The 11568-nt window shown below is 67.8% G+C and carries 18 protein-coding genes; 3 read left to right on the plus strand and 15 right to left on the minus strand.

The genetic code is table 11. The features are described from left to right. Positions 1-194 precede the first annotated feature (194 nt). Positions 195-590: a hypothetical protein gene (locus SK224_RS00150; protein WP_320432839.1), complete on the plus strand. Its 396-nt coding sequence runs from the start codon at positions 195-197 to the stop codon at positions 588-590. A 72-nt stretch (positions 591-662) separates the two neighbouring features. On the opposite strand, the gene SK224_RS00155 is transcribed toward SK224_RS00150, so the two are convergent. From SK224_RS00155 to SK224_RS00165, 3 genes are all read right to left on the minus strand, one after another. Then, positions 663-1079, minus strand: a complete 417-nt coding sequence (locus SK224_RS00155) for a GntR family transcriptional regulator (RefSeq protein WP_320432840.1) — start codon at positions 1077-1079, stop codon at positions 663-665. Then, positions 1076-2125: a hypothetical protein gene (locus SK224_RS00160; protein WP_320432841.1), complete on the minus strand. Its 1050-nt coding sequence runs from the start codon at positions 2123-2125 to the stop codon at positions 1076-1078. Before SK224_RS00160 ends, SK224_RS00155 begins: the two co-directional genes overlap by 4 nt. A 145-nt stretch (positions 2126-2270) precedes the next feature. Further along, positions 2271-2876 (minus strand): GNAT family N-acetyltransferase, encoded by a 606-nt coding sequence (locus tag SK224_RS00165; RefSeq protein ID WP_320432842.1) that lies wholly within the window; start codon positions 2874-2876, stop codon positions 2271-2273. Between the two features lie 220 nt (positions 2877-3096). Between SK224_RS00165 and SK224_RS00170 the strand changes: the two genes are divergently transcribed. Continuing rightward, complete coding sequence (locus tag SK224_RS00170; RefSeq protein ID WP_320432843.1) at positions 3097-3291, plus strand: hypothetical protein; 195 nt, start codon at positions 3097-3099, stop codon at positions 3289-3291. Positions 3292-3387: 96 nt separating this feature from the next. Then, positions 3388-4257, plus strand: a complete 870-nt coding sequence (locus tag SK224_RS00175; RefSeq protein ID WP_320432844.1) for a tyrosine-type recombinase/integrase — start codon at positions 3388-3390, stop codon at positions 4255-4257. A gap of 3 nt (positions 4258-4260) precedes the next feature. Here SK224_RS00175 and SK224_RS00180 read toward each other — a convergent pair whose 3' ends face one another. The 12 genes from SK224_RS00180 to SK224_RS00235 are packed head-to-tail and all read right to left on the minus strand — an operon-like array spanning position 4261 to position 11544. Further along, positions 4261-4461 (minus strand): hypothetical protein, encoded by a 201-nt coding sequence (locus SK224_RS00180; RefSeq protein ID WP_320432845.1) that lies wholly within the window; start codon positions 4459-4461, stop codon positions 4261-4263. A gap of 48 nt (positions 4462-4509) precedes the next feature. Next, entirely contained in the window at positions 4510-4857 is a 348-nt protein-coding gene (locus SK224_RS00185; RefSeq protein ID WP_320432846.1) for a hypothetical protein, read from the minus strand. 41 nt (positions 4858-4898) lie between these two features. Beyond that, positions 4899-5561: a M23 family metallopeptidase gene (locus SK224_RS00190; protein WP_320432847.1), complete on the minus strand. Its 663-nt coding sequence runs from the start codon at positions 5559-5561 to the stop codon at positions 4899-4901. Next, a complete protein-coding gene (locus tag SK224_RS00195; protein WP_320432848.1) occupies positions 5558-6406 on the minus strand; it encodes a tail fiber domain-containing protein in 849 nt (282 codons plus the stop codon). Before SK224_RS00195 ends, SK224_RS00190 begins: the two co-directional genes overlap by 4 nt. A gap of 17 nt (positions 6407-6423) precedes the next feature. Next, complete coding sequence (locus SK224_RS00200) at positions 6424-8073, minus strand: hypothetical protein (RefSeq protein ID WP_320432849.1); 1650 nt, start codon at positions 8071-8073, stop codon at positions 6424-6426. Further along, positions 8070-8426, minus strand: coding sequence for a hypothetical protein (locus SK224_RS00205; protein WP_320432850.1), 357 nt, complete (start codon positions 8424-8426; stop codon positions 8070-8072). Before SK224_RS00205 ends, SK224_RS00200 begins: the two co-directional genes overlap by 4 nt. Then, positions 8417-9631 (minus strand): hypothetical protein, encoded by a 1215-nt coding sequence (locus tag SK224_RS00210; protein ID WP_320432851.1) that lies wholly within the window; start codon positions 9629-9631, stop codon positions 8417-8419. The genes SK224_RS00205 and SK224_RS00210 overlap by 10 nt, the downstream gene beginning before the upstream one ends. A gap of 1 nt (position 9632) precedes the next feature. After that, positions 9633-10118, minus strand: coding sequence for a hypothetical protein (locus SK224_RS00215; RefSeq protein ID WP_320432852.1), 486 nt, complete (start codon positions 10116-10118; stop codon positions 9633-9635). A 5-nt stretch (positions 10119-10123) separates the two neighbouring features. Continuing rightward, a complete protein-coding gene (locus tag SK224_RS00220) occupies positions 10124-10519 on the minus strand; it encodes a hypothetical protein (RefSeq protein WP_320432853.1) in 396 nt (131 codons plus the stop codon). A gap of 5 nt (positions 10520-10524) precedes the next feature. Beyond that, complete coding sequence (locus SK224_RS00225; RefSeq protein WP_320432854.1) at positions 10525-10905, minus strand: hypothetical protein; 381 nt, start codon at positions 10903-10905, stop codon at positions 10525-10527. After that, entirely contained in the window at positions 10895-11239 is a 345-nt protein-coding gene (locus SK224_RS00230; protein WP_320432855.1) for a hypothetical protein, read from the minus strand. Before SK224_RS00230 ends, SK224_RS00225 begins: the two co-directional genes overlap by 11 nt. A gap of 20 nt (positions 11240-11259) precedes the next feature. Continuing rightward, positions 11260-11544 (minus strand): hypothetical protein, encoded by a 285-nt coding sequence (locus SK224_RS00235; protein ID WP_320432856.1) that lies wholly within the window; start codon positions 11542-11544, stop codon positions 11260-11262. Positions 11545-11568: the final 24 nt, after the last annotated feature.

An 11568-nucleotide genomic window follows, 5' to 3' on the forward strand; every position in this document is an offset into this window, starting at 1 on the left:
CGAGCCTACGCGGGCGGAATACCTCGCTGCGAGGCTCCGTTACACTGGAACAGCCGGGCCGCAGTAACCCCGGGCTCCAACTTCTGCCGCTGCGAGCGGCCTTGCGCCGAGAGGCGTTTCTGCGGCCTGGCACTTACTTTTTCGGGTGCGCTCCTGCCAGCTCAGCGAGGCGACGGGATCGCTAGCCTGTTCCCGTGCTGACGATCAAGGTCGACCGCGACTCCGTCGCGATGGGAGACGATGTCCAGAGCCACGCCGAGACCTGGCAGATGCCAGACGATGCAACACTCGGCGAAGTGATCGTCCGTGCCGTCGAGGAGTCTTATCTCGCGTCTGTCGCGGGCCGCGTCGCCTGGACGTGGGAAGACAGCACGGGGCGACTGCTCGCCGTGATAGAGATCGACGGAGTGTCGTGGCCGCCTCGAGCGACCGTGCAGTCGCTCTGGTGGGCGGGACTACAGCGACAGATCAGCGACGACGGCAGAGCGGACGACGCCGGGGAGTACGCGTTCTTCTTCCGTTACCACTCCGGCGGTCGCAGTCTCGCCTGGGATGAGTTCCGTACGTGGGTCGTCCCGCACCGCAGCTAGCTCTGCCGTCACATGCGGTGTTCTTCACGCTGTAGGCGCCAGGACCTGAACTGATGCCGGCCTAGCGACGGGTCATACGTTCTGGTCCAGCTTCGCGGGCTCGCCCTGACGCTCTGCTACCTCGGAACGGGTCTGCAAGCTCACCCGGAGTACGTCGATGACGTCGTGGGGATCCGTGTTCGTCGCGGCAGCTTCGTCAACGAGCTCGCGGAGCTTCTTGATCACCGATCGTGGCAGTACCGCCGCAGAATCTGCCACGCGGGTCCCGGCCGCGGTCCGGCTGACGACGAGACCGTCCTGTTCGAGCATCTTGTATGCCTTCGCGGCGGTTCCTTGCGCGACCTTGAGGTCTGCAGCGGTTTGACGAACGGTGGGAAGCCGCTCGTTCGCGCCCAACTGGCCGGAGACGATGAGTCCACGAAGCTGTCGGTAGATCTCGATCGCCGAGCTGTTCTCGTCCGTCGCCGTCCCTGCCGAGCGAGCAGTCATCGTGCTGCCTCCACTGTCGCGGGCGGCATGGCTGCTTCGTGTAGGTCACGGATCACCCGCCGACGGCGCAGGCCGGCGCCTGCGACCAGGAGCAACAGCGCGAAACCTACGATCTCCAGGAGCGACGCGCCCCAGCCTGCGGCGATCGCGAATTCGGCGTATCGCCAGGTGGCATCGTAGGGGTTGCCGCCGTTCTGGCCCGTGACGATGAGCTGAGAGCCAGATCCTGCCTTCGCGACGAATCGCCAGGCTCCCGCGAGAGTGAGGAGCATCGCCGCCGCCGTCACGCGTGTGACGTGGCGCGCGGTCTCGCGGCGCGCCGACCGTTCGGCGACGACGGTTTCCGCACGCAGGTAGGGACGTGCCGCATTGCGATCAAGCGCAAACCATGCGACGGCGAGGAGGGCACCCAAGCTGATGAGCACCGGGATCCCGTAGGTCCACCCGTAGAACGGCAGACGGATCGGGTCGATCGCGCCTTCGTTGGGAATGGGGATGACCAGCCAGGTGTATTGCCCGCGCCCGTTGGGCGACGAGGCGATACCGGCCAAGACGGTCGTCGCGGTGAGGCCGAGGCCGATGACTCCCAGGCCGATGAGCGCGAACCGAGAGCTGTAACTCCGCCAACTGCGACGCTCAGCGGAGACGACGGCAGCCTCCGCCGGCGTCGTCCCCCGAGTAACGATGAAGGCAACGACGACGCCGATGCCGATGGCGGCGCTCGCGATTGGGGTGGCGAACCGCCACCAATGAAGGCGATCGGCGCCGGTGAGGATGTAGCCGCGAAGCACGTAATCCGCGAAGAACAACGCCATCACCATGACCGCGACGACCCCGACTGCGCGTTGCTCGGACACGTATCTCGCACGAATCGATCGCGATTCGGCCGCCGGCAGCCGGCCCACTCCACGGAGACGGTCCCCTGCGAGGAGGCCGATGCCGCCCGCGAGCACCAGCGCCAAGACGAAGGAGACCGGGGATTGAGAGAGGGCGGCGCCGATCAACTGAGTCGGGTCGAACATGTTCGCGCTGGTCGGTGGCATCACGCATCCAATCTCTCTTGTGCCACCTGTCTAACACACTTTGTGTCATCAAAGAAGCACAATATTGTCGCGATCCGCCGGAACACCCGGAGTCACCGATCAGGTCGAGCGACTCCCCGCGGCCGGCCCGATCCTCACGCAGTGAAGGCTATGGCAGGCGCCAGATGCGCTCGCCCTCATCTGTCGACTCTCCTGAAGGCTGCAGCCCCAACCGCACCGCGACGGATGCGGAAGCCGCGTGTTGCGGGTGGATCGACGCGGTGAACCGATCGACACCACGATCGCGCAGCCATGTCTGCATCATGAGGGCACTCCGCGTCGCCAACCCTTGGCCCTGCCACTTGGCCCCGATCACCCACGCCAGCTCCGCGACGGCCCGCCCCCGTCTCGGCGCAACTGTCGCTTGGACATACCCCACGGGTTCATCAGACAGCCGGACAATCCAGTTCAACCACAGCTGCGAGCCATCCGGCGAGACACCACCGACTTGCCGGGCGTAGCGCGCACGCAACGCATCGATCGTCGGCGGCTCACCGCCGGTGAAGGAGTACAGTTCCCGGTCCTGCAACACGACGAACATCGCGTCCGCATCCACCGCCTGCAACGGGGTCAGAATGAGATCCCCCGACGCGATCGACTCCGCAACCATCACGAGCTGTTCATCCGGGGAAGCGCACACGCCACCAAGTAAAGCCCACCCCGCGGACAACTGGGCTCGGACCGCCGAGGCGAAGGAAGTGGGGAGAAGCAGCATGGCCGGCGACTGGCGAGGAGCGCCGCCTGTCGCGCTTGCCGATGCTGAAGAGCTGAATGATGGACACAGCTGACGCTCTCGAAGACGCAGCAAGCCGACGTCATCTCACGCCGCTCGTGCAAGCAAGGCGGATGTGGTGGGCCCCGTGGGGCTCGAACCCACGACCCGCGGATTATCGGGGCGCCGGTTCACGGCGCCTGAGCACGCTCGGACTCGTCGCGTGAACGTCGCCGAGTGGAAGGCATGGCGCGCCGCCGGCGGTCACCGGATCACGTACGTCGGCCTCGGCGGCAACGGCCGCGCGCATGGCGTGCTCCTCTCGGTCGCGCAGTCGGGCTTGCGTGTCCGCTTCGGCGGTCCCGGATCGCACGACGAACGGGTGCACCCTGCCGACGTCCGACCGGGTTGGCTGTGAACGACTCGCACGAGACTCGCAGGTGATTCTCTGGCGGGTCGGTCGACGATCCGCGCACACCGTGATCCATAGCGTCTTGAGAGTGAGGGGGTCACGATGAACTGGACGACGGCGATCGCGCTGTTCACGATCGAGATGCGGGGCGCTCGGAGATCCGAGCGGACGATCGATAACCGGGTGCAACTGCTGCGCCGCCTCGAGCGCGCCACGGGCACCATATCGCCGCTCGAGGTGACGGACCAGGCCCTGCTCGAGTACGTCGCGCGCGGCGTCGCAGCCTCGTCGATGCAGCGCGAGCGGTCAGATTTCCGGGCGTTCTTCGGATGGATGCTCGAGCGCGGCCACCGAACCGACGACCCTTCCTTGCGACTGCCGAAGGTCAAGGTCCCGCGGCGCCGGCCACGGCCGTTCACGCTCGAGCAGATCGAGCGGATGCTGTCGACCGGCGCCTACCGCCGCACGCGCGTCATGATCCTGCTCGGCTACGGCGCCGGCATGCGTGCGCACGAGATCGCGAAGATGCACGGCCGCGACGTCGACCGCGACACCATGACGATCCGCGTCGACGGGAAAGGCGACGTCGTGCGGCACGTGCCGATCCCGGAGCTTCTCGTGCCCGAGCTGGACCGGATGCCACGCGCCGGCTATTGGTTCCCCGCGCGAGGCACGAACCCGGCGCCGCACGTGCACTGGCGGTCCGTGTCGGACCTGTTGCGCCAGGCGCGCGATCGCGCCGGCATCCGCGGCGATCGCCTCACCGGCCACTCGCTGCGGCACTCCTACGCGACGCAGCTGCTGCGCAACGGCGCCGATATCCGCTCAGTGCAGGAGCTGCTCGGGCACGCCACGATCCAGTCGACGCAGATCTACACGCTCGTCGACGAGGAGCAGCTCGCGGCGGCCGCGGCAAAGCTACCGAGCATCGACGTGCCGCGCTCGAGCGGACGCCGCAAGCTCGCGGCGTGAGAGCTACTCCCCCGCGACGTCGGGCGTCGGATCGGCGATGCGCAGCGGAACCGAGGACGTGATGCTGACGGCCGTCGTGCTCGACATGACGTGATCGCGCAGCGCGTGGAGTACGGCGAAGCGGATGGTCAGATAGAGCGCGGTGACGCCCACGAGAGCCCCCAAAGCCCAGAGCGTCACGGCGAGTATGGTTTCCCCAGTCATAGGCACGACAGTAGCCCCCGGCGACGACCGGGGGCCACTGGACGCGCATCAGTCGCCGGTGGGCACCTGTCTCGCGAGCTCAACCTTGTCGGCCTGGTGCTTCGCGATCTCGGCGTCTTTCTCGGCGAGCTGAGCACGCAGCTCGGAGAGCGTTCCGTTCGTCTGCTTCTGCACGACCTCGACGCGCTCCTGCACCTTGCCGAGCCCATAGAGGAGCGTGATCGTGGTCGTGAGGATGCCGGCGAAGGTGGCGATCGTCTGGATGAACGTCGCCGACGCATCCGGCCGGAACAGGTGCAGCAGCACCACGCCGATGACGCCGAGCACGACGATGATCGCGACGGCCGCGAAGGCGAGGTTCTTGGACAGACCGGGGCTGTCGTTGTTGTTGGACATGGGTTCCTCTCGTGCGGCGCGGAGTGCGCGGCGTGTGGTGGTCATACGTACGTGTAGCCCTTCGTGATCTCGGCCCAGTCGGGCAGCTTCTCGGCGTTGCCGAGGTCGCCGACGCGCGTGTAGGGCTGCTGGGAGTAGTGGTCGCGCACGGGGTCGGTGGCGGAGTCGCCGAGATCCCGGATGCGCTTGTTCATGTGGTCGACCAGCAGCAGGTGGTTGGTCGGGGTGTAGAGATACAGGCAGATGTTCATGTCGTCGTCCTCCGGTTTGGTGATGGTCATGGGGCGTGCGATAGCTGCGCGGATGTGCGGGTAGGGGTCTTGGCGGCGTCCCTGCGGGTCGAGGTATTCGACGTGCACGCACGGGCCGGAAGTCCATCCGGTTTCGCCCTCGGTGCCGACAACGGTCCCCGTGTCGAGGTCCTGGCCGAGAGCGACGCTGACGCGGGCGAGGTGGCCGTAGGTGAACCGGGAGCCGTCGGGGTGGGTGACGGTCACCTGGTTGCCGTAGCCGTTCGTCAGGCCCGCCCGCTCGCGCTGAATGGCGGTCACGCGGCCCGCGAGGATCGCGGGCACGGGCACGGTGTCTGGCTTGGTGGAGTGCGAGAAGTCGTCGCCCGTGTGGGTGCGCTTGCCGTCGTCGCGGGGCGCGCCGTAGGCCTGCGAGCCGGTGGGCTCGGTGCGGTAGAAGTCGGCGGCGTTCATCGGTTCTCCAGTGCGGTCAGGCGCTCGGCGATGCCGTCGAGCTGGTGGGCGAGGTCTTGGAGGGCGCCGATCGCGACGAGCGCGAGGCGCTCGTAGTGGACGCTGAGTGGTTGGCCTTCGGTGTCGAACACGACGAACTCGGGCAGGCCCGCCTCGATCAGCTCCTCCGCGATCACGCCCACGTCAACCGGGCTGTCGGCTCGGTTCGGGTCGTCGGCGTCGAAGAGCGCCGCTCGGAGCTGATAGGACACGACGCGGATGCGCAGCAGGTCGTCCAGCGTGTACGCGCGATCGCGGATGTTCTTCTTGAACCGAGCAGCCGAGGGGCTGATACCGACCCTGCCGTCGCTGTTGCGGTACAGCGCGGCGTAGCCGCTCGAGACAGGGTCGGCGGAGAGGAGCTTGAGCGGCCCGCTCATCGAGTCGCCGCCCTTGAACACGCGCTCACCGATCCACCCGTCACGGATCGCGAGCGCGGCGTTAACGGTCGCGAGCAGGGCATTGACGTCGGAGACGTTGGCGGTCGTGGCGTCCATGAGGGCGCTTCCGTCGCCGTTCTCGACGCGGATGCGGACGTGGCCGTCACCGACGTAGCCGATCTTGAGGATGCCGATGCCGTCGTTGCGGGGTGCTCCGATGTTGGCGGGCGTGATGCCGAGCGCGTCGCGGGCGGTTGCCGCGGTGGTGGCGCCGGTCCCGCCCTTCGCGATCGGCTGCACGGCGCTCGTGCGCTGGGCGATGTAGTCGCGGGTTCGGTTGATCTCGTCATCGATCTCGCGTGCGGGCGTGGTGGCGCCGTTCACGAGCTGCATTCCGGCTGCTACGGCGTCGTCTCCGATTGCCATGTGGAGGGCTCCTGTTCTCAGAGGGCGTCGATTATGCCGACGAGTTGGTCGATGGTTCCGGGGAGAAGGTCGATCGCGCCGATGACGGTGTCGGTCGTGCGGCTGGTCACGGTCATCTCGTCCGTGGAGAGGTCGAAGTCGATGCGGCTGGTCTTGCCGAGCTGCACGGGCGCACCGAGCAGCGTGTACTCGGTGGGCTGTTCCGCGCGCGCGTTCCAGTCCGCGACGGCCTGCACGGTGACCAGGCGCCCGCGGCCTTGCGCGCGCCGCACGGCGTACTCCGCGAAGCCGGGGCCGGGATAGGGCGTGTCCTTCTCGATGGTGCGGACCTGTGTGGGCGGCGTGACGAGCGCGAACGAATCGACGCGCTCGCGCTGGGTGCCGGTCGAGTCTCGCCACCGGTAGCGGACAACGGCGGCGTCGAAGAACTCGGAGTCGTCGCGGGTGAGCGCATCATCGGCGTCGATGAGGTTGACGCCGTGACGGATCGTGAGCGAACCGGGCGCCGTGTACGTCGCATCGCGAAGGGTGAACACGCGAGCCTCGTCGCACACGAGCCGCAGCCCGAGCGCCTGCAGGATCGGCGCGAGGAACGCGAGAGCGTTCACGCCTGCCCGCCAGGTGAGCAAGTCGGCCGCGCGATCGATCAGCGCCGTGCGGGTGCTCGTGGTTCCGTTGGCGGCGTAGAAGTACTCCGTCGTCGTCGGGGTCGTGTCGTCGAAGAACCCCGTATCGGTCGGGTCGTCCGTGACCTCCGAGAGCCGCCAGGCGCTCGTGTTGAGCGACCGCCCTGCCGCCACCGAGCCAACCGTGAAGGAACGCGCCCAGAGCTGCTTGACGCCCGCGGGCGCGACGAACTCGATCGAGCGACGGAACCACCCTGCGGGGGCAACCTGCGGCACCTCCGGGAGGTCCGCGACGATCTGACCGGATGCGTTGAACATGACGGCATCGATCGCGGTCGTCGTGCCCGCGTCCACGTTCTGAGCCACGCTCAGCCGGTAACGCTTCCCCTCGTCCAGCTTCACGTTGTCCTCCGCATACGCAACGAGCAGCTGACCGGCAGACGACGACTGCGCGGCCACGTAGGTCGGCGCTCCTGCCGGGCCGCCCGTGGCGAGGCGCGACAGCGACGCCCCACCACCGGCAGACCACCCGGTGAGCGCGAACCGCGCCCGCGGGTTACTCAGCAGATTGGCCGACGAGATGAGCGCGCGAATCGGCGCATCGGGAGCACCGGTCGCGAGAGTCACACCGGGGAGCGCCTTCCCGAGCACATAGTTCGTAAGGGCGCGGATGCTGTTCTGGTGCTGGTACGGCGTCGAGTCATCGGCCAGCGGAGCGTAATCCTCAAGAATTGCTTCGTCAGACGCGAGCACCAGCGTGACCACCGCATCCGCGTGACGCACGCGCCGGTCTCGGAGACCCAGGTCGAAGCTGCGCGCCTGGGTGCCGAACGCGAACACGGCGGTCGCATCGATCCGCACGCGCCGCCGAATGCGTGGGTCGAGCAGACCGAGCACTGCCGCGTCGGGTATCGGCACGTCGACGGTCGCCGTGACGTGTGGTGCGGCGCTGTCGTTCAGGGTGATGCGGCCGCCCTTGCAGCCCAGAGCGCGGTCGGGAGCACCGAGCAGAGTTGCCGCGTAAGTGTGTGACGAGATCACGCGAGCACCTGCTGGAATGGGACGGTGACGATCCACACCGAGCGAACGGAGCCGTCCTGACGTCTGCCAATGTCGCCGTCGCCGACGACGTAGCTCATCGAGATCCCGTCCACGTCGTGCGCCAGGGCGAGAACCTCGCCGCGCGAGTGCAGCTCTTCGGCGGCGATCGCCGATGCAGCATCGAGATAGACGAGTTCGAGGGTGCCGCGGCGGAGCTGGGCGGGCCGCATGGTCACGTCCGGGTCCTCGCGGCCGAGGATCTTGTGCACGATGTTGCCCGAGGGTCGCGCGGACTCGTAGCGCTGGAGAGCATGCGGCGTGCTCGAGCCCGACGCGCTCGTGATCAGAACCACGGGATGCCCCCACCGCTCCCGGGGCGGATCGCCGTCTTGACGCCGCCGACCTTGTCGCCGGGCTTCCAGTTGTCCCAGCTCGAGGTGTCGACGACGGCACGGACGGCAACTTCCTTGTCCGCGAGGCGCTTGCTGTCTAGAGCGTTGAGATCCTCGTACGCTCTCTGCGTCTCGGCGTCGACGACGACCTCTTTGCCGTCCGGGAGCTTCCAGATCGTGTTGCCGAGCAGATCGGTTTTCTCGGTCGCCGTGCCGACGCGGGTCGTGTAGTTGTACCAGGCGGATGCGGCGTCGTCGGCTTGCGTCTTGGCCAGCTCGAGCGCCTGCGTGAGCGCGTCCATCCGCTCCGTCCCAGACTTCACGCTGTCCGCGAGGTCGTAGGCTGCACCCGCGTTCTGGTCGACCTGGGTCTCTTGCTCGGCGAGCTGCTTCGTGGCCGCGGCCGAGCGATCGGCGAGGCCCTGCTGGGCGATCGCCAGTGCGTTCGCGTCGCCCGCCATAGCGCCCATAGCCACCGAGACGTCCACGCCCCATTCCACGGCCGCGTCCTTCGCCGCCTGGTAACGCTCGGGGTCGGTGGCGATGGCGTTGATCTCACCGAACACGCTCGCCGCCGACAGCGCGCCGTTGATGCCCTCGATGTACCCCTGGGCGAACTGCGCCGCGGCCTCGTTGACGGCCTCCTGCTTCTCTTTCGCCTCTTCCATCCCGGCGGTGAGCGCGCCGAGACCCACGGCGCCGGCGGCGAGGGCGAACGCGCCGACGAGGCCGGCGGGTCCCATGCTCGAAACGGTGGCGGCGAGCCCGCCGAGCGTGTCCTGTCCGACCTGGCCGAGATCCGAGAAGTCGCCGCGGATCGACGACACTGCCTCGCCGAGGTTCTGACCGACCTCTTGCGTGACTTCCTGCGTCGCGGCCTTCACACCGCCGAGCCCGTCGCCGGCCGCCTGCTTCGCTTCGCGGTAGGCGTCCTTGTAGTTCTCCTCGATCGCGCGGGCGGTCTGGCGTGTCTCGTCCTTGAGCTTCTCGGTCTGCCGCTGGGCGTCCTTCAGGTCGCGCTCGAGCTGCTCGGGACCGCGGGAGCGCCCCAGCTCCTCGAGCGCCTTCTCGGCGTTCTCGAGCGGCGCGATGATCCCGGATTCAACGCCCTTGCGGAATGGGCCCGAGTCAATCCCCACAGGGATCTCGATCGGATTGCGAGCCACGTCAGACCTTCTCAATCTCTTCGTGCGTCGTGCGGTAGGCGGTCTGGATCCACAGCGACGCGATGCGACGGATGACCTCGCGAGCGGCGGGATAGGCGACGTTGCCCTGGCGTCGGGTTGGGCCGAACGTCGGGCCGATGCGGCGCTTGTAGCGGGTGCCCTTGCGGGAGCGGGTGTCGATGAGCTTCTCGGCGTTCACGCCGAACTCGGTGGCCTTCGCGATCGCCGATACAGGTGTGCCGCTCGAGAGCTTGCCGACCAGGCCGGCCCGTAGGAACACGTTCTGTTGTGTGACGCCGACGCGGCCCGAGTCTGCGAGGCGCGACTGTCGTCGTGTGGCCGCGCGACCGCGTAGCTCCTCGAGCCACACCGGCTCCGCGACGCCCTTGGTGCGACTGGCGATCTCGCGGCGCACGGCGCTGTCGAGCCCCCGCATCGCGTGCATGAGCACGCTCAGCGGGGAGTCGATCAGCAGCGAGATCCGCACGGGCGTCAGGCGATGACGGGTTGGCCGTCGCAGGGCAGCGTGATCGTGGACTTCGCGACCTGGCCGCCCGCGCCGCCGATCGCAGCGGCGAGGATCAGCGCCGTGATGGTGAAGCCCTTGCCGCCCGTCGCCGGGGTGTACACGATCGCTTTCTTGGTGCCCGCGTTGGCGATCAGGTACTGCGAGAGCGAGTTGGTGGTCTTGAGGTCCTGCACCAGGCCCAGGGCGAGGCCCCACACCGGATCGTCGGCGACAGCCGTGATGCCGCCGCCGACGTCGCGGATGACGGTCGTGGCCGTTGTGGGGGTAAGTACGGCGGATTCGATCGCGGCCTTGTAGCCGTCTGTGCCGATCGTGATCGTCCCCTTGGGGAAGAACGCGGCGTTCGCGATTTCGGCCATGGTGGTTACTCCTCAGTGCTCGGGGTGAGTAGCTGGACGATGACCGTCCAGCCGAGATAATCGGCGTCGCCGAACGCGCGCTTCGTCGCGGTCGACCACGCGATGTCGTTGGAGACGTCGAGATTGCGGACGAACGCGCGCACGGCGTCGTCGAGGGCGTCCTCGGCCTTCGCGTAGTCCTTGAGGTGCGAGATCAGCGCGACCTCGAATCCGTCGACGAGCTGCCCCGGAGGCATGCCCTCGTGACTGATCGAGGTGTAGTCGATGAACACGCGGGGCCCGGAGAGCGTGCCGAGGTTCTTGACCGTGAACTTCTCGACCTTTCGCCACGCCTCGGGCAGCAGGGGCGTGATGATCCCGGAGAGGCGATCGCGGCTAGAGGACACTGGGTCTCCCGTCCCGCGGGCGGATGATGCCGCGCACGGTCTTGTCCATTGGTCGGGGGGTGAACGAGTATCCGCCGTCGCCGATGTTGCCGTCGCTGGACACGGTTCCGGCAGCCCACAGGTTCTTGGCCTGCTCGAGCTGCCCGAGCACGTAGCGAGCGGGGAGAGGCTCTCCCTCGGCGAGGGCGGGAGCGTAGGCGATGACCTGTTCCTTGGCGACCTCGAGCAGCATGCCGAGCAGCTCGAGCTGCTCGAACGGCGCGTCCTCCCATGCGTTCAGCAGGCGGTCGTACTCGTCGCCGCTTTCGGCGGCGATGTACCAGGTGGTGATCATCGTCTACGCTCCCGTTCAGGTCAGACGCGGGGCGGGTAGCGCCACTGGCCGGCGTCGTCGCCCTCAGCGCGCGACGTCACCCAGAGGCGCCCGTTGCCGTCGAGCAGCGCCTGGCCGTTGACGAGGCGTCCGTCCCAGACCCGGACGACGATGAGGGGGACCAGGTCGCCCGCGTGCGGCACGTTGCCGTAGGCGGTGCGGGGGTCCTCGTCGTTCTGGATGCGGGCGATGTCCTGCTCGCTGAGTGTGTAGTGGACGATGCGGCCGACGGTGGGGTCGGGCGTCTCGGTCTTGGTGTCTGCCATTTCGGTTCCTTTGTTCGATGCCGT

This window comes from Microbacterium sp. BG28, assembly GCF_034044005.1.
GTDB lineage: Bacteria > Actinomycetota > Actinomycetes > Actinomycetales > Microbacteriaceae > Microbacterium.

Coding starts and splice junctions, on each gene's coding strand:
- SK224_RS00155 (WP_320432840.1), bottom strand. CDS start 1,079: ATGACTGCTCGCTCGGCAGGGACGGCGACGGACGAGAACAGCTCGGCG.
- SK224_RS00165 (WP_320432842.1), bottom strand. CDS start 2,876: ATGCTGCTTCTCCCCACTTCCTTCGCCTCGGCGGTCCGAGCCCAGTTG.
- SK224_RS00175 (WP_320432844.1), top strand. CDS start 3,388: ATGAACTGGACGACGGCGATCGCGCTGTTCACGATCGAGATGCGGGGC.
- SK224_RS00180 (WP_320432845.1), bottom strand. CDS start 4,461: ATGACTGGGGAAACCATACTCGCCGTGACGCTCTGGGCTTTGGGGGCT.
- SK224_RS00185 (WP_320432846.1), bottom strand. CDS start 4,857: ATGTCCAACAACAACGACAGCCCCGGTCTGTCCAAGAACCTCGCCTTC.
- SK224_RS00190 (WP_320432847.1), bottom strand. CDS start 5,561: ATGAACGCCGCCGACTTCTACCGCACCGAGCCCACCGGCTCGCAGGCC.
- SK224_RS00195 (WP_320432848.1), bottom strand. CDS start 6,406: ATGGCAATCGGAGACGACGCCGTAGCAGCCGGAATGCAGCTCGTGAAC.
- SK224_RS00220 (WP_320432853.1), bottom strand. CDS start 10,519: ATGGCCGAAATCGCGAACGCCGCGTTCTTCCCCAAGGGGACGATCACG.
- SK224_RS00230 (WP_320432855.1), bottom strand. CDS start 11,239: ATGATCACCACCTGGTACATCGCCGCCGAAAGCGGCGACGAGTACGAC.
- SK224_RS00235 (WP_320432856.1), bottom strand. CDS start 11,544: ATGGCAGACACCAAGACCGAGACGCCCGACCCCACCGTCGGCCGCATC.